Below are 23664 nucleotides of genomic sequence, written 5' to 3'. Positions count from 1 at the left end.
ACTAATGATTAACTGAAGGAATCACATTACGCAGCCAACTGCCCCATCTGCGCTGATAGAATGCCTGAGTATGCGTCATCAGATAATGGCTTACACCGCGCTCTTTTTCACTCACTACGCAAAAATCAACCGGGCGATCGTCCGGTGCATTATCACTGGCCACATTGCCGGCTTCCTGAATTAACTGGTCAACCTCATCTTCAGGCCCCTCAACTTCTAAACCAATCAATAAGTTAGGTTGATCATCAACATTTTTATCATGCATTAACGCCAGAAAAGCACGGCGCACTGGCTTACGCTGGCTAAACAGTTGAATCAATGCATCAACCATTGCCGCCGGGTACTCTTCCGGTTGGCCCAATAGAATTTGGCTCTCTTTATCCACGACCATTTCAGCCGGTTGTGCTAAACCGCCGTTTTCGAGTAGCATAGCCACTTCTTGCGGCCAGAACTCTTTACCGTGCTCTGATTTTGGGTTCAAAAACAGATGTGCGCCCTGGGTCATTTCAAATAGCACCCGCACCGGCATGGCGACAAAAGGCTGTTTTTCACTGTCAATATCTTGATTTTCTGCCATATCCAGCGCCTGCTGAAGCACTTCTGGCGAAGTAAAGAATGGAATGACCGACTCGCCATCCTGCTTTTCCCAATGCAGAATATTCACACCATTTCCTGCGGTGAACGTCATTTCACCGTCTTCAATGCGCTTATCTGAATCATCTACCAGCACTAAAACGGTCGCATCCAGCAGCGCAAGGAAAAAGGCGGTGCGATGAATGGACTCCGTCGCCGCCAGTTTTAGCAACGATTCCAAGCTTTGGCCTTCATCGTGATGGTGACTATCGTGCTTATCATCAGGGGACTGCGGCACACTCATGCTCTACTCCAGAAGTACATCAAACAGATCAAACCAAGGGACGCAAATGCGCCCCCATTGATAACTTACAAAGCGTGACGAAGGGGAAGCATGCCGTTTGGGTCGTAGCGGCGTGAGCCGCCGGAGTGCCCGTAGGTGTGCTAGCCCCTTGCTTCACCAAACTTACTGTTTTTCTTTCGCCAACAATAGGTTAGCAATGGTGCGCACACCCAAACCTGTAGCACCGGCCGACCATTGCTCAACCGCGCCTTTACGGTAAGTGGCAGAGCAGTCAATGTGCAACCAGCCTTGCTGATAGTTTGTCACGAAATGCGACAAAAACGCAGCAGCGGTGCTGGCACCAGCACTGTAGGCTGCACCCGCAACATTATTCAATTCAGCAAAATTAGACGGTAACTGGCTGCGATGGAACTCGGCCAGCGGTAAACGCCAGAAAGGTTCGTGCTCGCTTTTGGCACTGCTCAGCAATTCTTGCGCCAGTTGATCATCAAAGCTAAACAGCGCATGGTAATCATTACCCAGGGCAGTTTTCGCCGCACCGGTTAAGGTAGCTGCATCAATAATCAGCGGTGCATTCTGTTCAGAGGCATCAATCAGGCCATCGGCCAAGACCAAGCGCCCTTCGGCATCGGTATTCATGATTTCTACCGTCTTTTTATTGCGATAGCGAATGATATCACCCAGTTTGAAGGCATTACCACTCACCATATTATCCGCACAACACAAATACAGTTTTACGCGCTGTTTCAAGCCTCGAGCCACTGCTAATGCCAATGCACCGGTGACTGTCGCCGCACCACCCATGTCGGATTTCATCGAATCCATAAAGGCGCTCTGTTTCAGGCTATAACCGCCTGAATCAAAAGTAATACCTTTACCCACCAAACATGCCATCACTGGCGCATCGGGATTACCGGTTGGGTTATAGTCCAACGCCAATAACACCGGCGCGCGATCAGAGCCGCGACCAACGGTGTAAATCCCGGCATAACCCTGCTCACGCAGATCTTCGCCTTTGGTAATACGGTAACTAACAGCATCGCATGATACTGAACACAGTAAATCGATCGCGTTTTTAGCCAGTTGCTCTGGCCCCAAATCTTCTGCTGGTGCATTAATGGTGTCGCGCACCCAGTCAATAATTTTCAGCCGATGTTTCAGCTCGGTTTTTTCGTTCTCTGGCAGCTCTGCCCACTCCACGCTACGCTGACCTTTTGGCCCACGGAACCCTTGCCAGAATGCCCAGCTTTGTTCCAGACCCCAGCCCTCCCCGGCCAGTTTGACGTGTTTGATACCCTGCCCGTCGATTTTACGGGCGGCACGTTGAATCGCCCCAAAATTATCATTGCCCGTCAGGTGGATAGTCATGCCTTGATCATTGGTACTTAATAGGGCTTTCTCGCCCCAGCGGACATCTGCCGGCTTGGATGATAGGGATACTTGCATTGTTTCTGTCATGACAACCTCTTCATTATTATTTTTTGCTGTTATTCAGCTAGTTATACGTGGCCCTGTGTTAGCCACGGCGGATCAAAACGTTCTACTCGAAAAATACTGTCTGCTATACAGTAACAGCCAGCTATAAAGTAACAATAGAAAAAAGGGCCGCTCGTGCGACCCTCAGGTATTTATTCAAACTCATCTAACCAGACCAGAAGGATCGCTTCCAGCACTTTTTCATTTGATCCCTGCGGATCATCATCGAAATCGTCTAAGTCGCAGATCCATTGGTGCATATCAGTGAAACGCACTGTTTTCGGATCAGTATCCGGAAACTGATCATACAGCGCTTCGCCAATTTCGCGGGTATCTTGCCAGGTTAAGCTCATATCATGTCCTCGTGTATATACTCTAAATAATTCGAGTTGCAGGAAGGCGGCAAGTGAATGAGTCCCGATGAGCTTACTGTTGTAAGTGATTCGGGTGATTGAACGTAGCCAACGCACATGCAGCTTGAAGTATGACGAGTATAATTAATGCTCCCGCGCATGGTTAATAGTATAACGCGGGATCTCAACCACCAGATCTTCGTCCGTCACTCTGGCCTGACAACTCAGGCGACTTTCTGGCTCCAGCCCCCAGGCTTTATCCAGCATGTCATCTTCCAGTTCACTGCTTTCTGGCAGAGAATCAAAACCTTCCCGCACCACACAGTGGCAAGTGGTACAGGCACAGGATTTCTCACAGGCATGCTCGATGTCGATTCCATTACGCAAGGCGACATCCAATATGGTTTCACCTTGAGTTGCTTCCAGTACTGCACCATCCGGGCAAAGGTCTTTATGGGGCAGAAATACTATTTTGGGCATGATTAAACCTCATCCACTGAATGGCCAGCCAAAGCACGGCGAATAGAAGCATCCATTCGGCGCGCGGCAAAATCTTGCGTTTGTGCATCTAACGCTTTTATCGCAGCTTCGATTGCGTGTGGGTCACTGCCCTGCATCTGCTGCTGTAATGCCGCCATCGCCTGAGCGATAGCAGTACTTTCTTGCTCACTGAGTAATGCTGCATCTTCGGCCAATGCGCCTTGTAAACTTTCCAGCACACGGGAGGCTTCGACCTGTTGTTCCGCCAGCTTACGCGCGCCAATATCACTTTGCGCGTTCGCCATTGAATCTTTAATCATATTGGCAATTTCATCATCAGATAGCCCGTAGGACGGCTTCACCTGAATTGATGCCTCCACGCCGGTGGATTTCTCCATCGCCGTGACACTCAATAACCCATCCGCATCCACCTGGAAAGTCACACGAATATGCGCCCCTCCCGCTGGCAGCGGCGGCAAACCACGTAAAGCAAAACGGGCCAGGGAACGGCAATCCTGTACCAGCTCGCGCTCGCCTTGTAATACATGGATAGTCATCGCACTCTGACCATCTTTAAAGGTGGTGAACTCTTGCGCGCGGGCAACCGGAATGGTGGTATTGCGTGGAATCACTTTTTCCACTAAACCGCCCATGGTTTCCAGCCCTAATGACAGCGGGATAACATCCAGCAGCAACATATCACTGTCAGGTTTATTCCCCACCAGAATGTCAGCTTGGATCGCCGCGCCAATTGCGACCACTTTATCGGGATCAATCGAGGTCAGTGGCGTGCGGCCAAAGAATTGCCCCACCTGCTCACGCACCAACGGCACACGGGTCGAACCGCCTACCATCACCACTTCCAACACTTCGTCAGCCGTCACGCCAGCATCTTTTAACGCACGACGACAAGCCATTAATGTGCGCTTAACTAATGAAGCGATCAGCGATTCAAATTGCTCACGGGTGATTTGCCCTTGCCAACCAGCGACCGAGACATCAGCAACCTCGGCATCACTCAAGGTAATTTTGGCTGCGATCGCCGCATCAAGTAATTGCCGCTGGACACCATGATCATCACGGGTATCAATACCGGCTTGCTCGCGCAGCCAATCAGCTAATAAGTGGTCGAAGTCATCCCCACCCAGCGCAGAATCACCGCCCGTTGCCAACACTTCAAACACCCCACGGCTTAAGCGCAAGATAGAGATATCAAATGTTCCGCCGCCTAAGTCGTAAACAGCAATCACCCCTTCCTGGCCTGAATCCAGACCATAGGCGATAGCCGCTGCGGTCGGCTCATTAAGCAAACGCAACACATGCAACCCGGCTAAGCGGGCGGCATCTTTGGTACCTTGACGTTGGGCATCATCAAAGTAAGCCGGAACAGTAATCACGATGCCATCAAGTTCACCTTCCAATGCAGCTCGCGCCCGCAGTGCCAATGCTTTTAGGATATCCGCAGACACTTGCACCGGGTTAACTAACCCGCTGGCAGTCTGGATCATCGGCAAGCCATTTTCACTCGGCTGAAACTGGTAAGGCAGATTAGGGTAGCGCTGCACGATATCGGCCAAAGAGCGGCCCATCATGCGTTTGACTGAACTGATAGTATTGACCGGATCTAATGCCGCTAAATTGCGCGCATCCCAACCGATATCAATGCCATCTTGTTGATAATGAACCACTGAAGGCAGGAGATCCCGCTGCTGTTCATCGGCCAGCGTTTGCGCTTTACCGCTGCGCACAGTGGCTACCAATGAATTTGTGGTGCCTAAATCTATCCCTGCGGCCAACCGACGTTGGTGTGGTGCCGCCGTTAAACCAGGCTCACTAATTTGTAATAAGGCCATGTTGAGCTTCCATCAATCTATACTCGTCATACTTCAAGCTGCATATGCGTTGGCTGCCCTTGCTTACCCTAGTCACTTAGTTATCTAAGCTCCCAGGGACTCACTCGGTTGCCGCCTTCCTGCAACTCGAATTATTTAGAGCATATAAAAACGTTAGTGACGCGCCCTAATAAGAAGTAGCTGGGCATTGCAGTCATCAATAAATTGATCTTTATTTATTTTTATCAATTAGATACAACTGTTCACTTCACTAAAGAGATAAACCATCAAACAAACGCTCTTCGAGCTGTTCAACCTGTTGCTGTAATTTATCCAGAAAACGTAATTTTCGAACCGTATCAGCGGCTTGTTCCCACTGTTGCTGATCCAATTGCTCAACCATCAGTTGGCTGCGCGTTTTTGTCATCAAAGCCACGCGGTGACTAAATGCCGCGAGTTGCGTTTCGGCATCTGGATTGCGTTCGATGGCATCAAGCTCTTCGCGCAGCTCCAATTGCTCCATCAGAAACGCAGTATCGCGCAAAGTATGTTGTTCATTGCCTAAATCAAAACCCTGCAAAGATAGCATATACTCAGCCCGTTTTAACGGGTGCTTGAGGGTTTGGTAGGCATCATTGATGGTCGCAGCTTGCTGTAACGAGGCCAAACGCTCGCGTTCAGGCTGATTGGCAAAACGGTCAGGATGGAATTGGCGCTGCAATTCCTGATAGCGGGTCGTGAGTCGGCTACCATCGATCAGGTACTGAGGCGGTAACCCAAATAATGTGAAGTAATCCATAGAATGCTCAAGAATATGTGATGACTTAGCTGAAAGTTATACAGCCCACTTATAACGCAAGAGAGCTGTATGAAGCACAAGTGCCTGAGGTAGGAACAAAACAGGGTCAGACGTTAAAGCTTTCGCCACATCCACACTCACTGGAGACGTTCGGATTGTTGAACTTAAAGCCTTCGTTCAGACCTTCTTTGACGAAATCCAATTCGGTGCCGTCAAGATAGACCATGCTTTTGCCGTCGATGATCACTTTCACGCCTTTGTCTTCAAAAACGATGTCGTCATCGTTCATTTCATCAACAAATTCCAGGATATACGCCATACCGGAGCAGCCCGAAGTTCGAACGCCTAAGCGCAAACCCAAGCCCTTACCACGGTTATTTAAAAAGGCGCTGACCCGCTGTGCAGCACTGTCGCTGATTGATATCGACATAGACCTTCCTCAACTCTGATAACTTATACCCGTCATACTTCAAGCTACAAATGCGTTGGCCGCCTTCCTGTAACTCGAATTATTTAGGGTATCTATATTACAACTACTTGGCAGTATGTTTGCTTTTGTAGTCGGCGATAGCTGCTTTAATGGCATCTTCTGCCAAAATTGAGCAGTGAATTTTGACTGGCGGTAACTCCAGTTCTTCGGCGATCTGAGTATTTTTAATCGCTTCAGCCTGATCGAGAGACTTGCCTTTCATCCATTCAGTTACCAGAGAGCTGGAAGCAATGGCAGAGCCGCAACCGTAAGTCTTGAAACGCGCATCTTCAATAATACCGGCGTCGTTGACTTTGATCTGCAACTTCATGACATCACCACACGCCGGTGCGCCAACCATACCGCTACCGATGGTAGGATCTTCGTTGTCGAATGACCCGACGTTACGTGGATTTTCGTAGTGATCGATTACTTTTTCGCTGTAAGCCATGTGATTACTCCTGAGTCTTAAAGTCTGGAATTAATGGTGAGACCATTCAATGCTGCTGATATCCACGCCCTGCTTGAACATATCCCATAACGGAGACAAGTCACGCAGACGACCAATGGATTTACGTACCAGCGCAATGGCGTAGTCGATCTCTTCTTCAGTGGTGAAACGCCCCAGAGAGAAACGGATTGAACTGTGAGCCAGTTCGTCGTTCATCCCCAACGCGCGCAACACGTAAGAAGGTTCCAGACTCGCGGAAGTACAGGCTGAACCCGATGAAACTGCCAGATCTTTCAGTGCCATGATAAGCGATTCACCTTCAACATAGTTGAAGCTGACGTTAAGAATGCCAGGTGCACCATTCTCTAAATCGCCATTCAAGTAAACTTCTTCGATATCTTTGATACCGTTCCACAAACGCAGGCGCAATGAACGCAGGCGCGCAGCTTCACTTTTCATCTCTTCTTTGGCAATACGGTAAGCTTCACCCATGCCAACAATCTGGTGTACTGGCAAAGTGCCCGAACGCATACCGCGCTCATGACCACCACCGTGCTGCTGGGCTTCAATGCGAATACGTGGCTTACGGCGAACAAACAGCGCGCCAATCCCCATCGGGCCATAAACTTTATGGGCGGAGAAGGACATCAAATCGACTTTCAGTTGGCTCAGATCAATCGGTAATTTACCGACGCTTTGCGTAGCATCAACGTGGAATATGATCCCGCGACTACGGCACATTTCGCCGATTTCCGCGATATCCTGTACCACACCGATTTCATTATTCACATGCATGATAGAAACCAAAATGGTATCTGCACGCATGGCCGCTTCAAGCTGTTTCAGATCGATAATACCGTTAGACTGCGGTGCCAGATAAGTCACCTCGAAGCCTTCACGCTCCAACTGGCGACAAGTATCTAACACTGCTTTATGTTCGGTTTTACAGGTGATGATGTGCTTGCCTTTCTTCTGATAGAAATTAGCAGCACCTTTGATTGCAAGGTTATCAGACTCGGTTGCGCCAGAGGTGAAGACAATCTCACGAGGGTCCGCACCTACCAATGCAGCAATATCATTACGTGCAATATCAACAGCTTCTTCTGCCTGCCAGCCAAACTTGTGGGAACGAGAGGCGGGGTTACCGAAGATGCCATCCAGAGTCAGATACTGCATCATTTTTTCAGCGACACGCGGGTCTACTGGGGTCGTGGCTGAATAATCCAGATAGATCGGTAACTTTAATTTTGATTCGGTCATTGCTCTTTTGCTCCGTACATCACTTCCAAAACGTAAAATTCCGCAAATTCTGCTTATGCGCGCAGATTGACGTTAATCGTCTCTTGCGGTCGGCCATTAGCCGTACGGCGCGTATCGTTGTTTTGACGATCCGCGACCTCTAGAATGTCTTGATTATTCACCAGTTCTGCCAATGTAATGTTATTGAGGAAGCTGCTGATGCGCTCACTCAAATCACGCCATAAGGTGTGGGTCAGGCAACGATCGCCCCCCTGACAGCCTTCTTTACCCTGACAACGGGTGGCATCGACAGATTCGTCTACAGCAGTAATAACCGCACCTACTGCGATGGCTGATGCATCTTTACCCAGCAGGTAACCGCCACCTGGACCACGAACGCTGGCGACTAAGCCATTTTTGCGTAAACGTGAAAAAAGCTGTTCCAGATAGGATAACGAAATCCCCTGACGCTCTGAAATATCGGCCAGAGGAACTGGCCCGTCCTGGGAATGTAATGCCACATCAAGCATGGCGGTCACGGCATAACGGCCTTTGGAAGTCAGTCTCATAGCTAAAATTACCTGTTGGTTAAAACGAGCCAGAAGTCTGACATTCTTGAGTGTTTTAGTCAACTATTTAACCTAGTAATTCACTCAAGTATTATTGGCCTTTTTCATTTTCAATAATACGCGATATTTTCTGTAATAACTAATTGATATAAGGCATTAATTTTTATTATCTGGTGCAGCATCACCCGCACTACCTTGTGGGTATTTATCTTGTTTCTCGATGGATGTCAGCATCCCGCGCAGGATATTTAGCTCTTGAACCTCGGGCCGCGCACGGGTAAACAGGCGGCGTAATTTGCTCATTATTTGCCCTGGGTGGGCCTGACGAATAAAGCCAGTATGGGATAAAACCTGCTCCAAATGCAGGTAGAAACGCTCCAGATCATCCACTAACGGATAAGGGGCTTCCTCTTTTTCTATTACAGGTACTACCGCTTGTTGCCTTTCAAGGAAAGCCACGCGCACTTCATAGGCTATAATTTGTACCGCCATCGCCAGATTCAGTGAGCTGTACTCAGGGTTAGCCGGAATGGCAACATGATAATGGCACTTTTGCAGTTCATCGTTAGTCAGACCAACTCGCTCACGGCCAAATACCAATGCGACTGGCGCATGTTCGGCTTCCTGCGCGCTGCGAACACCACATTCACGCGGCTCTAGCATCGGCCACGGTAAGGTGCGGGAACGGGCGCTGGTGCCGATAACCAGGCTGCAACCGGCTAACGCTTCATCCAGCGTATCGACAATAGTGGCATTGCCAATCACATCGCTGGCACCGGCCGATAGTGCAATGGCCTGAGAATCCGGTTTAACTAACGGATTAACCAGATATAAATTGGTTAATCCCATTGTTTTCATGGCTCTGGCTGTCGAACCCATATTGCCGGTGTGTGAGGTCTCAACCAAAACGATACGAATATTGTGTAACATACAAACTCTGAGGATAACGGGGAATCGGCATATCTTAACACAGACATATACCCAAGCTACTTCGAGTTGCAGGTAGGCAGCCAACACCCCTGCATCTTGAAGGGTGGCGGGTATAGGCATTTATCCGAACCCCTGCTATACTACGCGCCGTTTCTCGTTCTTTAACATCCTAGTGGAAGATACCCATGCATCCAATGCTGACTATCGCCATACGCGCTGCGCGTAAGGCCGGTAACCTGATTGCCAAAAGTTATGAAACGCCCGACGCTGTCGAAGTGAGCCAGAAAGGCAGTAACGATTTTGTTACCAATGTTGACCGCGAATCAGAAAGACTGATTATCGAGATAATCCGTAAATCTTATCCAAAACACACCATTATTAGTGAAGAGTGCGGTGAGTTGGAAGGCGAAGACAAAGATGTGCAATGGGTTATTGATCCACTGGATGGCACTAGCAACTTCATTAAACGTCTCCCTCATTTCGCGGTTTCTATCGCGGTACGCATTAAAGGCCGTACCGAAGTTGCCGTGGTTTATGACCCAATGCGTAACGAACTGTTTACCGCGACTCGTGGTCAGGGTGCGCAATTAAACGGTTATCGTCTGCGTGGCACCAATGCCAAAGATTTAGACGGCACCATTCTGGCAACCGGTTTCCCGTTCAAAGTAAAACAACACGCTCCAGCTTATCTGCGAGTGGTGGGTAAACTGTTTGAACAGTGTGCTGATTTTCGTCGCGCCGGTTCAGCGGCACTGGATTTGGCGTATGTTGCCGCCGGCCGTGTGGATGGTTTCTTTGAGATTGGCTTGAAGCCGTGGGATTTTGCCGGTGGCGAGCTGCTGGTGCGTGAATCAGGCGGTGTGGTGTCTGATTTTGCCGGTGGCCATAACCATTTCAACTCTGGCAATGTGGTAGCGGGTAATCCACGCGTTATAAAAGGCATTCTTAACGCAATAGTACAAGCAGAAGTGAGTGATGCCCTGAAGCGTTAATTCTATACTCGTCATACTTCAAGCTGCATGTGCGTTGGCTGCGTTCAATAACCCGAATCACTTACTTATGTAAGCTCATTGGGTTCTTCTCTCTTGCTGCCTTCCTGCAACTCGAATTATTTAGAGTATATATGAATGACGGTTTGATACAAAAAAGCCAGTCGGCTAACCCTGGCTGGCTTTTTTATTGTGAGGATTAACGACCAAATGGCCTGATCCCCCCCATCATTTCCGGCTGGCTAGAAAGGTAAAGCAGCACTCCGGCAAACAATAAAATAAGACCACCGGTTAATGCCAGAGTCGACCAGGCAATAGGCCCCCATGCTGCGGGTGTACGATTACGGCCTAAATGCACCGCCAAACGCCGCGCATAGTGAACCAACAGCGCCAGCAACGAAATCGTCAGTGATGTGCCAATCGCCATCGCTATCGCGGATAAAATACCCCACCAATAGACACCAATCACTTTGGCAAACAGCAGCACCATGATCGCACCAGAACAGGGCCGCATTCCCATCGCCAGTACAATTGCCAGCCGGGTACGCCAGTCATTACTGGCCTGTAGCTCTTGTGAACTGGGCAGATGGCGATGTCCACAACCACAGTTGTCGCTGTGAACATGGCTCGCGGATAGAGGCTGTATTCGCTGAATGGTCATTTTTTGCGGCTTTAATAACTTCACTTGATAATAAAGCCGTTTTATTGCGCGGTAACACAGCAACAGACCTAAACCGATAACCAGCAGGAAACTGCCTTTTTCCAGCCATAAGCTGCTTTGGTGTAAATAGCGCGAAGAGAGTTGCAACACGCCCAGCAATACCGTAACCAATAAGATAGCCACCCCGCCCTGCAATATTGAGGCGGCAAAAGTCAGCTTCAAGCTACTTTTTAGCTGCGCCGGATGGGTTGCCAGATAAGTTACTATCACTACTTTGCCATGCCCTGGGCCGACGGCATGAAGCACGCCATACATCAGGCTAAACATCATCAGTGCCAGCCCGGTTTGCTGGGGGTTAGCTTTAACCTGCTGCAACAGTTGCGCCATTTGCTGGTGCATAATTTTTTGCCAGACCACGGTTTTAAACAGCAGTTCAGGCCAATAGAACCAGGCTACCTGTGCGGCTCCCGCCAACAGAAATAAGAACAAAAACAGCGGCCATAAATTAACCAACCCGTGTCGCTGGCGAGTTGCAGTTGCAAGTCCTACTGACATTGTACCGTCACTCGCTGCGCAAATTGTTGTCCCAGTTCCATGTCCTCTCCCGGTGAATCATTTTTATCCAGTGACAATGCATAAGCCTGTAAAGAGGCGTTTGGATTCGGGGTAAATAGCGCCAACTTGCAGCTTTTCTCCATTTCAGGTGACAGCCGTATCGCTTTGTCACTGGCATAGGTCATATCAACAAAATAGGTCGTATCATAAGTTGAAATGATAAAAGGCTTACCCGCCAACGGTTGTGGTTCCGCCAGCGGCAAAATGAACTCAAGTACGGCCTGATGCCCCTTGCGGGACAAACGATATTCTGTCGGCAAGTTTTTATATTTCACTGGCTTACCATCACGGTAGATATCAGTGAAATAGTGTTGTCCCAGTACATTAGCCATCACTTCTGCCGCCAACTTTTTCCAAATTTCGCCATCACTCTTGGCATTTTCTGCGTCATACAGCAAATCAGCAGAGGTGATTTCATCCATCGTCCACACCATTTTCATGCCTATCAATGTCTGTTTTTCACTGACGAAAGTGGCATCCATATCAATAAAGCTATGAGGATGGGCCAGAGCCTGCGGGCTGTAAATAAAAGCGGCCACCGCTAACAACAAGGTAGTAAGTCGGTTAATTACAATCGTTTTGTTATGATATAACATACTACGCATTAATCAATCCTTGGAAATTCTACGATATACACAAAGTCACTGGGGTTACAGGTAGGCCGCCAGTAAACGCATTCCAATGAGCTTACATAAGTCAGTGATTCGGGTAAGTGCGCGTAGCTCACCCGCTGTAGCGCCAGGTACAAAGGGCATAACTGTGATGTAAGTTGTAAGTCGATGTAAAAGCCCTCTGCTCTAACCAACTGAATGAATCTCTTTTGCTATGCTTGATACTGATAAATAACAACTCATTCATCACTGAAGGTTATATGAGACAGGACACTTCCTCTGTGACCCTATTATCCAGTCAACCGCTATCAGGTCAGCAGCGGCGCTGTCATATGGTTTTGATGCTTTTTATGCCAGCATCGGTGGTACAACTCGATACCATTAGCCAATTAAACGGCGTCGACCTGACAACGACACGGCAAGATATAGCCGAGGTTGCCAGTGAAATCCAGCGTTTCTACCATTTGCAGCTCAATGCCAATCCTGATGATATTTGCCTGGTTTACGGCAGCAGACTGGATAAAAGACTGTGCCTTATCCATTGGCTACGGCGTGGGCTACGCTATTGCCCCCATTTTATCGAAAACCATTTCGCCCCCTGCTTATATCAGGCACTGTCGTGGGATGAGCGTTTGTTATCAGAACATTTGCCACAGATAGTCAGCCAGTGCGAACCCCATTTGAACCGGCGACTCAATGAAAAAGATCGCCAATTTTTGCAACTCTATTTAGCCTATTGTGCTTGGGAGAATCAACAACAAATCCCCCCTGAGCTATCACAAACACAGCAGCAATGGTTGACGTGCAAACCCGCGTTGGCGGCGGCAGACAGCCTGTACCATGCATTTAATCCGCTGCTAAATCAGCCATTGGATTCTATTGAGCGCGATATGCTGGTGCTGATGTTAACCATGATTAAAGCCCACAGCTATCACAGTTCTCAATCCGCCGAAGATGAACGCCTGATAACCGCGATTAACCAATTGATTAAGCGTTTTAAGCAACTATCCGGCATGGCATTCAGCAGCAATAATGATGCGCTGGTCAACCAATTGTTTGCTCACCTCGCCCCTGCGATTGAACGATGCTATTTCAATATTGGGATTGATAATTCATTTCTAGAAGAAGTAAATCGTAAATATCCCCGCTTACTGCGCGCCACACAACAAGCGCTGACGGAGTTTGAACAGGAGTATCAGATCCAATTTTCTGCCGAGGAAATTGGCCTGATCGCCATTAGTTTCGGTGCCTGGTTAATGCAGGAAAATGCCTTACACGAAAAACAGATTTTACTGCTAACGCGGAACAATTTAGCGCTAGAAGAACAGTTGGAACAACAGATACGTGAACTGACCCTGCTGCCGTTGCATGTCAAATACTTGCCCCACGACGTATATCTACAATCCGGCGCACCTGCGGGCACCTCAGTGGTCATTAGCCCTTATGCCGTGCGGCAACCTGAATCAACACCCCCACTGATTCAGGTATTATTACCACTGACCGAGCAACAAATTAAGCAGCTACACAAGGTATTGGAGCTGCCTTAACCCGCTCCCCCTTCTGAATCAGCAACAACCCGAGGGCGAATAAACAGTGCAGGGATGGCGATCAACGCCATAACCCAGAAAACACCGCCTTGATAATGCTCGAATAAGAAACCCGAAATCACGGTCATTATCGCAATACCGCCCCCCATCGCCAGCGCAGAATAAACCGACTGCAAACGGATAACATCCGCCCCACGCCGTGCGGCGATAAAGCGCATTGCCGCCAGATGACAGACCGTGAATGAGCCACAGTGAAGGATCTGAATCAGGATTAACCACGCTAACTCCGTAGTCGAGGCCATCATGCCCCAGCGGATAATGCCGCTGATGGCCGAAAGCAGGAGCAGGCTGCGGGCCGTCCAGCGGCGAAACAGCACATTACTGAATGCAAAGACCAGGATCTCGGCGACCACCCCCAGCGACCATAAATAACCAATAGTCGCTGCGGAATAACCTGCCTCTTGCCAGTAAATGGAGCTGAAACTGTAGTAACCGGCATGAGCACCCTGTAATAACGTCACGCAGAGTAGAAAACGCCACACTTGCGGCTCAGCGAGTAAGACTTTCCAATCCGTTGCCACCACATTACGACTTTTAACTTCTCCTTTTGGCATCACACTGGGCCTCAGCAAAGATCCCAGCAGCATAGCTGAAACACCAAAAATCAGGCTGTAGAGGATAGCGGGATGGCCCCAAACCGAGACTAGCTTACCGGTCAACGCCGAGCCAATTACAAAGGCCAGCGATCCCCATAACCGGACTTTACCGTAATCCATTGATATCTGTTTCTGCCAAGTAGCCGCAAGTGCATCGGTCAATGGCACCAGTGGGCCAAAAAACAGGTTGAAGCCCGCAATAACCACCATCAACCAAGCCCAACCATTGCCGAACCAGAAACCGACCGCAAAGGCTAATGTCAGCAGCGCCAGAATACGAATGGCGGTAACCAGATGGGATGGATCTTTCACACTAGGGGCTATGATCAGACTGCCGAGGAAACGAGAAATTAAGCCTGCGCCCAACAAGATACCGATGGTTTCAGGTGGTATCCCTTCGCCTTGCAACCAGATGCCCCAGAAAGGCAGGAAAATGCCATAAGAAAAGAAATAAGTGAAATAGTTGAGCGACAGCCAACGTGTTGATTGCAATACCATGAATCCCTCCAGGGTCAGCCCGTCACTGTGACAGAGGCCCCGCCTGCTAGCAACTTTGTAATTCTGCAAACATAGAGTTTGAGAGTAAGTTCACACTTAAGCATTGGGTTTTACACAATAACACCCTATTACGCGGCAGCCCTCGCATCGCCTGTTGGCCTAGGTTACCCGCCAACAGGCGTAAAAAAACCCGCATTAGCGGGTTTTCATTACAACTGATGCAACGCTATTATGCGTAAACGGGCAAACGAGCACAGATAGCCAGAACTTTCTGTTTGATACGCTCAATGGTCGCTTCATCGTTGATGTTATCCAACACATCACACATCCAGCCAGCCAGTTCACGAGATTCCGCTTCTTTGAAGCCGCGACGCGTGATAGCAGGGCTACCGATACGCACGCCAGAAGTCACAAATGGGCTTCTCGGATCGTTAGGTACACTATTTTTGTTCACGGTGATATTGGCACGACCCAAAGCAGCATCGGCGTCTTTACCGGTGACGTCTTTATCCACTAGATCCAGCAGGAACAGGTGATTTTCAGTACCGCCAGACACCACTTTATAACCGCGTTCCTGGAACACGGATACCATCGCTTTGGCGTTTTTAACCACTTGTTGCTGGTAAATTTTGAACTCAGGCTCCATCGCTTCTTTCAGTGCTACCGCTTTACCCGCGATAACATGCATCAATGGGCCGCCCTGATTACCTGGGAAAACAGATGAGTTAAGTTTCTTGTACAAATCCTCATCCCCCCCTTTAGCCAGAATCAAACCACCGCGAGGGCCAGCCAATGTCTTGTGCGTAGTAGTCGTCACGATATGCGCATGAGGAACCGGGTTAGGGTATACGCCCGCAGCCACCAGGCCTGCTACGTGAGCCATATCGACAAACAGCCATGCATCAATGCTGTCTGCAATTTCGCGCATTTTTGCCCAATCAACGATACCGGAATAGGCGGAGAAGCCACCAATAATCATTTTTGGTTTATATTTTTCAGCCTGAGCGGCCAAATCGGCGTAATCAATCTTGCCAGATTCATCGATACCGTAAGGCACGATATTGTACAATTTACCGGAGAAGTTAACCGGTGAACCGTGAGTTAAATGGCCGCCGTGTGCCAGATTCATACCCAGAACAGTGTCGCCGGGTTGCAGTAAAGCAGAGTAAACTGCCACGTTAGCTTGCGAACCGGAATGCGGCTGAACGTTGGCGTAATCGGCACCAAACAGCTCTTTAGCACGATCAATAGCCAGTTGCTCTACCACGTCGACATACTCACAGCCACCGTAGTAACGCTTGCCCGGATAACCTTCAGCATATTTATTCGTCAACTGAGAACCCTGTGCCTGCATAACACGCGGGCTGGTGTAGTTCTCAGAGGCAATCAGCTCAATGTGCTCTTCCTGACGCACCACTTCTTGCTCCATTGCACGCCATAGATCTGCATCATAATCGGCAATGTTCATTTCACGCTTTAACATCCGGCTCTCCTGACTTAGCTAACAAAATAGACCTGGTGGGCTACCCCTTCGGGTTGTAGAGCACAGTGTAAACTGTTTCGCCCCCGTTAAGATAGGTCTTGACAGAGGTTTTTACGCAAACGATTGGCTTGAGGCTACATAAGGCTTTGAGCTGTTCATAGTTCATCCACTGCAACGGAATTATCCTCATATTCATCATGTGCTTTTTTCATATTCTCTGGATTAACGCGCCATACATATTCTCCCTAGCATCGGAAAGTGTATTTACAAATTCCCGAAAAACCTATAAGGTGCATATAGAATACATCTATTAATTTACACACTATAATACCTAAAGTAATTGGCGTTACAGCGATATCAGGTTAGCTGCAACACCAAGTACAAAGGGAACAAGGAGCACACCATGCTGGATAGTCAAACCATCGCCATCGTCAAGTCTACCATCCCTGTACTTGCCGCGACTGGCCCCAAACTGACTGCACATTTTTACGATCGCATGTTCAAGCACAACCCAGAACTCAAGCACATTTTCAACATGAGCAATCAGTTCAATGGGGATCAGCGTGAAGCGCTGTTTAATGCCATTTGTGCCTATGCGGCGAATATTGATAACCTGGCCGCCCTGCTCCCCGCAGTCGAGCGAATTGCCAATAAACACGCCAGCCTGAATATTCAACCAGAGCACTACCCAATCGTTGGCCATCATCTAATAAGCACATTAGATGAGTTACTGTCTCCAGGTCAGGAGGTGTTGGATGCCTGGGGTAAAGCCTATGGCGTGCTGGCTGACGTGTTTATTCAGCGGGAAAAGCAGATCTATCAACAGAGTGAATCCGCAACCGGCGGCTGGAGAAACTTGCGTCGTTTCCGCATTATTAAAAAAGAGATGCAGAGCGAGGTAATTTGTAGCTTTGTGTTAGCACCCGAAGATGGCGGACGAGTGCTTGATTTCAAACCAGGCCAATATTTGGGTATCTATATTGAAGATGAAAGCCTCGAATATCAGGAAATTCGCCAATATTCACTGACCGCCGCACCGAATGGCAAAACTTACCGCATTGCGGTGAAACGTGAAGAGCAAGGTACTGTTTCAAACTATCTACATGGTAAATTAAATGAAGGAGATAGCGTGCGCATCGCCCCACCGCGCGGCGATTTCTTCCTGGATGTTTCGCCACAGACGCCGGTCGCACTGATCTCAGCCGGTGTCGGCCAAACGCCCATGTTAAGTATGCTTAATACCCTTCATAGCCAGCAACATGCAGCTCCGGTACATTGGCTACATGCGGCAGAAAACGGTCGGGTCCATGCCTTCGCTGATGAAGTCGCGGCAATTGCTGAAAACATGCCTAATCTTAGCCGCCATGTATGGTATCGCGAACCAACCGCACAGGATGGTCAGGGCGAGGATTATCATAGCAAAGGATTTATGGATCTTAGTTCGCACCAGTGGTTAGCAGCCGATCCCAACCGACATTACTATTTCTGCGGCCCAGTAGCCTTTATGCAATTTGCTGGTCGCCAATTATTGGCGCAAGGTGTTGCAGCTGAGCGAATTCACTATGAATGCTTCGGCCCACATAAAGTTATCTAGTAATTGAATTTTATTTAATTTCTCGCTGGTCAGCCCCCAACTGACCAGCTATTCTGCTATAAGAAAAGCGTTTGTATCCTGCTTTAAAAGTTGATAAAACTTGATGTAGCTCTCATATATCCTCACTTAATATTGCCACGATGATATATTTATATGAATGTTAAAATATTCATATAATTGAAAATTAATAGTACGACTAAAATCATCTTCTTATCCTCTATTGTCAGGTAACATAATTGACTGCTGGGCAACATAAGGCTATTTGACCCACCATGAGTAAGAAATTTATAAAAAAAGAAGGGTTGGCTCTGGTATCAATGGCGCGCTATTTAATTGGCGAGCGCCCCGGTAGTCGGCTAAAGACTATCGACGATCTATCAGATGATTTCGGAATTTCAGTCGGCGTGATACAGCACGCATTAAAAGTGCTTGAGGCCGAAGGGATTATCGTGGTCGAGCGTCATGGCCGCAATGGCACGCTGCTGGTTGATCTCAATATGCCACTTTTGTTGCAGCAAGCTGATCTCGGCAACATGGTCTGTGCCATGCCATTGCCCTACACCAAGCTTTATGAAGGTTTGGCCAGTGGTTTAAGAGAGCAGTTTACCTTGCTTCCCCTCTATTTCGCCCATATGCGTGGCGCTGAGGTACGTATCGAATGCCTGATAGACGGTATTTACGATATCGCGGTGGTGTCCCATCTGGCGGCCAAGAGTTATATTGATGAAGGGAAGGTCGCGCTGGCGCTCAATCTTGGTAATGGCTCTTACGTCGATGGTCACCAATTGATTTGCCGCCCTGGTGAACAACAGAATATTCGTCGGGTAGGATTAGACCCTCGGTCACCAGACCAGTGCCTGTTGACCGAGATTAAATTCGCCGGGCAACCGATTGAATTGGTAGAGATACCTTATAGCGACTGTATTGCACATATTAGCCGTGGTGATATTGATGCTGCTATCTGGAACCTGACGGAGAATGTTCCCCATGAACATTTGCAGGCAACAAAATTGCAGGGTGATGAGCGTTATATTCAGGCATCTCAGGCGGTGCTCCTCATCCGGCCAGATAACCATCCGATCAAACTGTTACTGGAGAAAGGCATCAATGGAACATTGTTGCTGAACCACCAGCGCGCAGTACAAAATGGTGAGATAGAACCTCGATATTAATTATAACACATTGTTATATAATCATAATTTGAGTGGCAGAGCGTCAACACACCCGCGACTTGAAGTATGACGGATAATAGACTGTTTTCAGAGGAGCAACTCTTTGGAACTCTGTATCAATTCACGCCTAAATATTTTGTGTCAGTCTGGGGTTATCGATCTCGATATCGGGCATGGTTTAGACAAGGTTATCAGTCGGTTAGATAACTTCTGGCAGTTGCCCGTTCACGGCGAGCAAGGGGTGATGGCCATCACTCATATGGCAAATGCGCTGATGCGTACCCGCCGTGGTGAGGAAATTCAGGGGCTGGACCCGGTAATATTAGCGGAAATCTATCAAAGCGAAGAAATCCATTATATCAGAGAAATCAATCAGGATTTATTGGCGTATTTTCCGCTAAAACCGACAGAAAATGAAATCGGATATTTACTCGCAAACCTTTACAGTCTATACCTTGCTAGTGACATGCCCCCACGGTGCTAAATCGGGGCAGGCTTTAATAGTTATCAAACAGGTGCCTGCTTAAATATTCAAAATAATAATAATTTAACGCTATCATGACTTAATGAAAACCACCTCGGGCTATTAGGACATCAAATGTTTTTAAAAACCCTGTTAAAACAGAACCCCAGATTAATTGATGTTGAACAAACAGAAGCCAATGCCTGTCAATTGCTCAAAACGGCCAGCCATTACAATATAAAACTCTATTTTATGAGCAAACAGTTTGGGCATAATCCTGAATTGTGTCGCCGCTTACTGGCATGTCGTTATGAAGGAATAAACAATAAAATCGCCCGTTTCTCAGGGGTATGGCAGCGGTGGATTTTAAAGAAGCGCGCCAACTACACCGACACGCAATTCCCGTAGCTCATATCGGCCATCTGGTGCAGCCACCTTCTGCAAGGGTAGATGATATTGTCAGTTGGCAACCTGAAGTCATTACAGTTTTCTCGCAGGAGTAAGCATTAGAGATTTCGCGGGCCGCCAGTCGTCATTGCCGCCATCCGCGAGATGCCTGCGGTACGGTTAGTTGGCGTCACCCGCAGCGAGGTAGTGCTCATTGATGGGATTCAAAGCGGAGATCCCCGCTTGCCTGGCCGCTATGATAATTAAGGAAATAGTCTGAGTTAATCGCTGCATCTCCCGCTAAGAAGGGTATAGTCATTGCCGGTATCATAAGTAATATTAATGAATTTCTCTCCCAGAAATCAATAATGCATCATCTCTGGGTGTTATCTTACAAATACTCTCTGTCGCCTTCGGAGCCTGAACGATGATTAATCCTAACGGTTATACCTACGCTCACGAACATCTCCACATTGATTTATCTGGCTTTAAAAATAATCTGGACTGCCGGTTGGACCAATACCCGCCGATTTGTGACGAAATGCGCGAATTAGTGAGCAAAGGGGTAGCAAACATCGTTGAAGTCACCAATCGCTACATGGGGCGTAACCCGCAGTTTTTATTGAATTTGATGCGGGACAGTGGCATCAATGTTATCGCGTCAACCGGTTACTATACCGACAGTTTTTATCCGCCGATGGTGCGTGAAAGTACCGCACAGCAATTGGCACAAACTATGATCGATGAAATCGAGCTAGGTATTGATGGCACCGAACTCAAAGCGGGTGTCATTGCCGAGATTGGTACCAGTGAGGGGGTGGTTACGGCCGATGAAGCAAAAGTATTCCATGCCGCAGCATTAGCGCACCACGCCACCGGTTTAGCCATTTCCACGCATACCAGTTTCAGCACAATGGGATTAGAACAAATCGCCCTGCTCGAACAACATGGCGTCCCACTGAATCGGGTGGTTATCGGCCATTGTGATCTCAAAGAGCAACCAGACCTTATTTTGCGAATGATCGATAAAGGCGTTTACGTACAGTTCGATACTATCGGCAAAAACAGCTATTTCCCGGATGAACGGCGTGTCGCCATGTTAGTGATGCTGGCTGAACGTGGATTGTTGGATAAGGTAATGCTTTCGATGGATATCACCCGTCGCTCCCATTTAAAAACCAATGGTGGTAGCGGCTTTAGTTATTTAGTTGATACGTTTATTCCCCTGTTACTGGCCGCCGGACTTTCACAAGATCATGTGGAAATGATGCTGCGCCACAATCCTAATAAATTTTTCTCAACGCAAGGAAAGTGATTATGAAGAAGATTGGCATTGCCGGGCTGCAACGCGAGTTAATACGCGAGATGATCGAGCAGACGGCACCGAATACCTTTGAAACATTTATTCTTTCGGATATGGATGCGGCGGTAAAAGTGAAAGAAGGTCAGTTGGATTATTATATTGGTGCCTGTAACACTGGGGCCGGAGCCGCGTTATCAATGGCTATCGCCATTATCGGCTATAACAAAAGTGCCACCATCGCCAAGCCGGGAATCAAAGCCAAACCAGAACAAATAGAAAAATTTGTCACTGATGGCAAAGTGGCATTTGGCTTATCTGTCGAACATATTGAACATGCTATCCCATTGCTAATTACACAGCTACGCTAAGGGCCACCGTGGATTATATTCATATTATTGTGGTTGCCCTGCTGACAGGGATGACCGCGCTGCTGTCTCACCGTTCTGTGGCCGTATTTCATGACGGTATTCGCCCTATTCTGCCGCAGTTGGTTGAAGGGAATATGAGCCGACGTGAAGCAGGCAGTATCGCGTTTGGCTTGAGTGTCGGTTTTATTGCCTCGGTTGGGATCTCATTTACCCTCTCAACCGGTTTACTTAACTCCTGGCTGCTATTTCTGCCGACCGACATCATTGGCGTGTTGGCGATTAATAGCTATCTGGCCTTCGCGCTAGGCGCGGCTTGGGGTATTTTGGCGCTGACCAGTTTACCCGCCGTTAATACCGCGCTGACCTCTTTACCGGTTAACTTTATCGGTTCGCTGGGTGAATTGAGCAGCCCGGTGATATCAGCCTTTGCCTTGTTCCCGCTGGTCGCCATTTTCTACCAGTTCGGTTGGAAAACTGCCGTCGTCTCTGCCTTTATCGTGCTACTGACCCGCCTGGTCATCACCCGCTTTACCGGGCTTTTCCCTGAATCGATTGAAATTTTCGTCGGTATGATCCTGCTTATCGGCATCGCTATCGCACAAGACTTGAAAGCAAAAACCCACCTCGGAGGTGGTGGTGGGCACTCTGTTTTCGAAGAACGAACCCAGCGAATTATTAAAAATCTGCCGATGCTGGCCATTGTTGGTGGCTTAATTTCAGCCGTCGCCAGTATGAAGATCTTTGGTGGTAGCGAAGTGTCGATTTATACGCTCGCCAAAGCGTACGCTCCGGGCATCACACCGGAAGAATCACTGGCATTAATCCATCAGGCATCGCTGGCCGAGTTTATGCGCGGCCTTGGTTTTGTGCCGCTGATTGCCACCACCGCGCTGGCAACCGGTGTCTATGCTGTGGCCGGTTTCACATTCGTATTTGTGGTGGGTTATCTGGTACCAAACCCATTGCTGGCAGGGATAATTGGCGCGATAGTGATATCGCTGGAAGTATTGATGTTACGTTCAATCGGTAAATGGCTGGGCCGTTTCCCGTCGGTGCGAAATGCTTCCGACAATATTCGTAATGCCATGAATTTGCTGATGGAATATGCACTGTTAATCGGGGCTATCTTTGCCTCGATCAAAATGGCCGGTTACACCGGTTTTACCATCACCACAGCCTTATATTTCCTGAATGAAGCCATTGGTCGCCCGGTAATGAAAATTGCCGCACCGGTGGTTGCCGTGATTATTGCCGGTATTGTGCTGAATCTGTTCTATTGGCTGGGGTTATTTGTCCCGGCATAAACCCGTTGTACTTGAAGTTGCAGGGTTGTTAGCTACGTTCACTCACCCGAATCACTTACTTGAGTAAGCTCATCGGGATTTGTTCATTTGCTGCTTACCTGCAACCCCAATTACTTCGGGTTTAAGGGTATTTAGGTGTAAAAAAGCCCGTTCGTGGAAACCAAACGGGCTTTTTATTGATGACTTAAATATGCAGAATTTAAATCGCTTCTTCGTCCTGCTCACCGGTACGGATACGAACTACACGGGAGACATCAAAAACAAAGATTTTACCATCGCCAATTTTACCGGTCTGAGCCGTTTGCATGATGGTTTCTACACAGGTATCCACGATATCGTCAGCAACAACAATCTCGATTTTTACTTTTGGCAGGAAATCCACCATATATTCCGCGCCACGATACAGCTCAGTATGTCCTTTCTGGCGGCCAAAACCTTTTACTTCTGTTACCGTCATGCCCGTGATACCGACTTCAGCCAGCGCCTCACGGACATCATCGAGTTTGAATGGCTTAATAATCGCGTCAATTTTTTTCAT

General features: G+C 48.3%; 24 protein-coding genes and 1 pseudogene. 9 read left to right on the top strand and 16 right to left on the bottom strand.

Features of this window, described 5'->3' with window-relative positions:
- Position 1: 1 nt before the first annotated feature.
- From sseB to trmJ, 11 genes are all read right to left on the bottom strand, one after another.
- Positions 2 to 877 carry an enhanced serine sensitivity protein SseB gene (gene sseB / locus AT01_RS17425; RefSeq protein WP_042548044.1) on the bottom strand — a complete coding sequence of 292 codons (876 nt, stop codon included), beginning with the start codon at positions 875 to 877 and terminating at the stop codon, positions 2 to 4.
- Between the two features lie 162 nt (positions 878 to 1039).
- On the bottom strand, positions 1040 to 2335 hold the full coding sequence (gene pepB, locus AT01_RS17420; RefSeq protein WP_235427188.1) for an aminopeptidase PepB: 1296 nt from the start codon (positions 2333 to 2335) through the stop codon (positions 1040 to 1042).
- A gap of 170 nt (positions 2336 to 2505) precedes the next feature.
- On the bottom strand, positions 2506 to 2706 hold the full coding sequence (iscX, locus tag AT01_RS17415) for a Fe-S cluster assembly protein IscX (protein ID WP_042548043.1): 201 nt from the start codon (positions 2704 to 2706) through the stop codon (positions 2506 to 2508).
- A 144-nt stretch (positions 2707 to 2850) separates the two neighbouring features.
- Positions 2851 to 3186 carry an ISC system 2Fe-2S type ferredoxin gene (fdx, locus tag AT01_RS17410; protein ID WP_004713939.1) on the bottom strand — a complete coding sequence of 112 codons (336 nt, stop codon included), beginning with the start codon at positions 3184 to 3186 and terminating at the stop codon, positions 2851 to 2853.
- A 2-nt stretch (positions 3187 to 3188) separates the two neighbouring features.
- A complete protein-coding gene (gene hscA, locus AT01_RS17405) occupies positions 3189 to 5039 on the bottom strand; it encodes a Fe-S protein assembly chaperone HscA (protein ID WP_042548042.1) in 1851 nt (616 codons plus the stop codon).
- A 250-nt stretch (positions 5040 to 5289) separates the two neighbouring features.
- On the bottom strand, positions 5290 to 5817 hold the full coding sequence (hscB, locus tag AT01_RS17400) for a co-chaperone HscB (RefSeq protein ID WP_042548041.1): 528 nt from the start codon (positions 5815 to 5817) through the stop codon (positions 5290 to 5292).
- A 106-nt stretch (positions 5818 to 5923) separates the two neighbouring features.
- The gene (gene iscA / locus AT01_RS17395; protein ID WP_004702422.1) at positions 5924 to 6247 is read right to left on the bottom strand and encodes an iron-sulfur cluster assembly protein IscA; all 324 of its coding nucleotides are present in this window, start codon (positions 6245 to 6247) and stop codon (positions 5924 to 5926) included.
- Positions 6248 to 6350: 103 nt separating this feature from the next.
- Entirely contained in the window at positions 6351 to 6737 is a 387-nt protein-coding gene (iscU, locus tag AT01_RS17390; RefSeq protein WP_042548040.1) for a Fe-S cluster assembly scaffold IscU, read from the bottom strand.
- Positions 6738 to 6767: 30 nt separating this feature from the next.
- Entirely contained in the window at positions 6768 to 7997 is a 1230-nt protein-coding gene (locus AT01_RS17385) for an IscS subfamily cysteine desulfurase (protein WP_042548039.1), read from the bottom strand.
- A 53-nt stretch (positions 7998 to 8050) separates the two neighbouring features.
- Positions 8051 to 8545 (bottom strand): Fe-S cluster assembly transcriptional regulator IscR, encoded by a 495-nt coding sequence (gene iscR, locus AT01_RS17380; RefSeq protein ID WP_004707916.1) that lies wholly within the window; start codon positions 8543 to 8545, stop codon positions 8051 to 8053.
- A 156-nt stretch (positions 8546 to 8701) separates the two neighbouring features.
- Positions 8702 to 9475 (bottom strand): tRNA (cytosine(32)/uridine(32)-2'-O)-methyltransferase TrmJ, encoded by a 774-nt coding sequence (gene trmJ / locus AT01_RS17375; protein ID WP_042548038.1) that lies wholly within the window; start codon positions 9473 to 9475, stop codon positions 8702 to 8704.
- A 185-nt stretch (positions 9476 to 9660) separates the two neighbouring features.
- Between trmJ and suhB the strand changes: the two genes are divergently transcribed.
- The gene (suhB, locus tag AT01_RS17370) at positions 9661 to 10467 is read left to right on the top strand and encodes an inositol-1-monophosphatase (protein ID WP_042548037.1); all 807 of its coding nucleotides are present in this window, start codon (positions 9661 to 9663) and stop codon (positions 10465 to 10467) included.
- 196 nt (positions 10468 to 10663) lie between these two features.
- Here the strand turns inward: suhB and AT01_RS17365 are convergent, their stop codons facing one another.
- Together AT01_RS17365 and AT01_RS17360 are read right to left on the bottom strand one after the other, a co-directional pair.
- Positions 10664 to 11680 (bottom strand): nickel/cobalt transporter, encoded by a 1017-nt coding sequence (locus AT01_RS17365; protein ID WP_042548036.1) that lies wholly within the window; start codon positions 11678 to 11680, stop codon positions 10664 to 10666.
- Positions 11671 to 12345 carry a DUF1007 family protein gene (locus tag AT01_RS17360; RefSeq protein WP_042548035.1) on the bottom strand — a complete coding sequence of 225 codons (675 nt, stop codon included), beginning with the start codon at positions 12343 to 12345 and terminating at the stop codon, positions 11671 to 11673. Before AT01_RS17360 ends, AT01_RS17365 begins: the two co-directional genes overlap by 10 nt.
- A gap of 266 nt (positions 12346 to 12611) precedes the next feature.
- Here AT01_RS17360 and csiE point away from each other — a divergent pair, with 266 nt between their 5' ends.
- Entirely contained in the window at positions 12612 to 13898 is a 1287-nt protein-coding gene (csiE, locus tag AT01_RS17355; protein WP_042548034.1) for a stationary phase inducible protein CsiE, read from the top strand.
- Here the strand turns inward: csiE and AT01_RS17350 are convergent.
- Positions 13895 to 15052, bottom strand: coding sequence for a 3-phenylpropionate MFS transporter (locus AT01_RS17350; protein ID WP_004702399.1), 1158 nt, complete (start codon positions 15050 to 15052; stop codon positions 13895 to 13897). The genes csiE and AT01_RS17350 overlap by 4 nt on opposite strands.
- 229 nt (positions 15053 to 15281) lie before the next feature.
- The gene (gene glyA / locus AT01_RS17345) at positions 15282 to 16535 is read right to left on the bottom strand and encodes a serine hydroxymethyltransferase (RefSeq protein ID WP_042548033.1); all 1254 of its coding nucleotides are present in this window, start codon (positions 16533 to 16535) and stop codon (positions 15282 to 15284) included.
- Between the two features lie 403 nt (positions 16536 to 16938).
- Here glyA and hmpA point away from each other — a divergent pair, with 403 nt between their 5' ends.
- The 7 genes and pseudogenes from hmpA to AT01_RS17310 all read left to right on the top strand — a co-directional run bounded on the left by hmpA (position 16939) and on the right by AT01_RS17310 (position 23126).
- Complete coding sequence (hmpA, locus tag AT01_RS17340; protein ID WP_042548032.1) at positions 16939 to 18129, top strand: NO-inducible flavohemoprotein; 1191 nt, start codon at positions 16939 to 16941, stop codon at positions 18127 to 18129.
- 272 nt (positions 18130 to 18401) lie between these two features.
- The gene (gene yhfZ / locus AT01_RS17335; protein ID WP_042548031.1) at positions 18402 to 19301 is read left to right on the top strand and encodes a GntR family transcriptional regulator YhfZ; all 900 of its coding nucleotides are present in this window, start codon (positions 18402 to 18404) and stop codon (positions 19299 to 19301) included.
- Between the two features lie 103 nt (positions 19302 to 19404).
- Complete coding sequence (locus AT01_RS17330; protein WP_042548030.1) at positions 19405 to 19785, top strand: hypothetical protein; 381 nt, start codon at positions 19405 to 19407, stop codon at positions 19783 to 19785.
- 114 nt (positions 19786 to 19899) lie between these two features.
- A pseudogene (locus tag AT01_RS21855) lies at positions 19900 to 20370 on the top strand (YhfX family PLP-dependent enzyme); the annotation flags it as partial.
- A 208-nt stretch (positions 20371 to 20578) separates the two neighbouring features.
- On the top strand, positions 20579 to 21466 hold the full coding sequence (locus tag AT01_RS17320) for a phosphotriesterase-related protein (RefSeq protein ID WP_042548029.1): 888 nt from the start codon (positions 20579 to 20581) through the stop codon (positions 21464 to 21466).
- Between the two features lie 2 nt (positions 21467 to 21468).
- Positions 21469 to 21822 (top strand): DUF2620 domain-containing protein, encoded by a 354-nt coding sequence (locus tag AT01_RS17315; protein WP_004702379.1) that lies wholly within the window; start codon positions 21469 to 21471, stop codon positions 21820 to 21822.
- 50 nt (positions 21823 to 21872) lie between these two features.
- Positions 21873 to 23126, top strand: coding sequence for a YhfT family protein (locus AT01_RS17310; protein ID WP_042548693.1), 1254 nt, complete (start codon positions 21873 to 21875; stop codon positions 23124 to 23126).
- A gap of 199 nt (positions 23127 to 23325) precedes the next feature.
- On the opposite strand, the gene glnB is transcribed toward AT01_RS17310, so the two are convergent.
- Complete coding sequence (gene glnB, locus AT01_RS17305) at positions 23326 to 23664, bottom strand: nitrogen regulatory protein P-II (RefSeq protein ID WP_004704019.1); 339 nt, start codon at positions 23662 to 23664, stop codon at positions 23326 to 23328.

The sequence above is a fragment of the Yersinia aldovae 670-83 genome, from assembly GCF_000834395.1.
In the GTDB taxonomy this organism is placed as follows: Bacteria; Pseudomonadota; Gammaproteobacteria; order Enterobacterales; family Enterobacteriaceae; genus Yersinia; species Yersinia aldovae.
The sequence above is the reverse complement of the archived record's forward strand: the minus strand, read 5'-3'. Positions and strand labels throughout refer to the sequence as shown.

Coding starts and splice junctions, on each gene's coding strand:
- sseB (WP_042548044.1), bottom strand. CDS start 877: ATGAGTGTGCCGCAGTCCCCTGATGATAAGCACGATAGTCACCATCAC.
- pepB (WP_235427188.1), bottom strand. CDS start 2,335: ATGACAGAAACAATGCAAGTATCCCTATCATCCAAGCCGGCAGATGTC.
- iscX (WP_042548043.1), bottom strand. CDS start 2,706: ATGAGCTTAACCTGGCAAGATACCCGCGAAATTGGCGAAGCGCTGTAT.
- fdx (WP_004713939.1), bottom strand. CDS start 3,186: ATGCCCAAAATAGTATTTCTGCCCCATAAAGACCTTTGCCCGGATGGT.
- hscA (WP_042548042.1), bottom strand. CDS start 5,039: ATGGCCTTATTACAAATTAGTGAGCCTGGTTTAACGGCGGCACCACAC.
- hscB (WP_042548041.1), bottom strand. CDS start 5,817: ATGGATTACTTCACATTATTTGGGTTACCGCCTCAGTACCTGATCGAT.
- iscA (WP_004702422.1), bottom strand. CDS start 6,247: ATGTCGATATCAATCAGCGACAGTGCTGCACAGCGGGTCAGCGCCTTT.
- iscU (WP_042548040.1), bottom strand. CDS start 6,737: ATGGCTTACAGCGAAAAAGTAATCGATCACTACGAAAATCCACGTAAC.
- AT01_RS17385 (WP_042548039.1), bottom strand. CDS start 7,997: ATGACCGAATCAAAATTAAAGTTACCGATCTATCTGGATTATTCAGCC.
- iscR (WP_004707916.1), bottom strand. CDS start 8,545: ATGAGACTGACTTCCAAAGGCCGTTATGCCGTGACCGCCATGCTTGAT.
- trmJ (WP_042548038.1), bottom strand. CDS start 9,475: ATGTTACACAATATTCGTATCGTTTTGGTTGAGACCTCACACACCGGC.
- suhB (WP_042548037.1), top strand. CDS start 9,661: ATGCATCCAATGCTGACTATCGCCATACGCGCTGCGCGTAAGGCCGGT.
- AT01_RS17365 (WP_042548036.1), bottom strand. CDS start 11,680: ATGTCAGTAGGACTTGCAACTGCAACTCGCCAGCGACACGGGTTGGTT.
- AT01_RS17360 (WP_042548035.1), bottom strand. CDS start 12,345: ATGCGTAGTATGTTATATCATAACAAAACGATTGTAATTAACCGACTT.
- csiE (WP_042548034.1), top strand. CDS start 12,612: ATGAGACAGGACACTTCCTCTGTGACCCTATTATCCAGTCAACCGCTA.
- AT01_RS17350 (WP_004702399.1), bottom strand. CDS start 15,052: ATGGTATTGCAATCAACACGTTGGCTGTCGCTCAACTATTTCACTTAT.
- glyA (WP_042548033.1), bottom strand. CDS start 16,535: ATGTTAAAGCGTGAAATGAACATTGCCGATTATGATGCAGATCTATGG.
- hmpA (WP_042548032.1), top strand. CDS start 16,939: ATGCTGGATAGTCAAACCATCGCCATCGTCAAGTCTACCATCCCTGTA.
- yhfZ (WP_042548031.1), top strand. CDS start 18,402: ATGAGTAAGAAATTTATAAAAAAAGAAGGGTTGGCTCTGGTATCAATG.
- AT01_RS17320 (WP_042548029.1), top strand. CDS start 20,579: ATGATTAATCCTAACGGTTATACCTACGCTCACGAACATCTCCACATT.
- AT01_RS17315 (WP_004702379.1), top strand. CDS start 21,469: ATGAAGAAGATTGGCATTGCCGGGCTGCAACGCGAGTTAATACGCGAG.
- AT01_RS17310 (WP_042548693.1), top strand. CDS start 21,873: ATGACCGCGCTGCTGTCTCACCGTTCTGTGGCCGTATTTCATGACGGT.
- glnB (WP_004704019.1), bottom strand. CDS start 23,664: ATGAAAAAAATTGACGCGATTATTAAGCCATTCAAACTCGATGATGTC.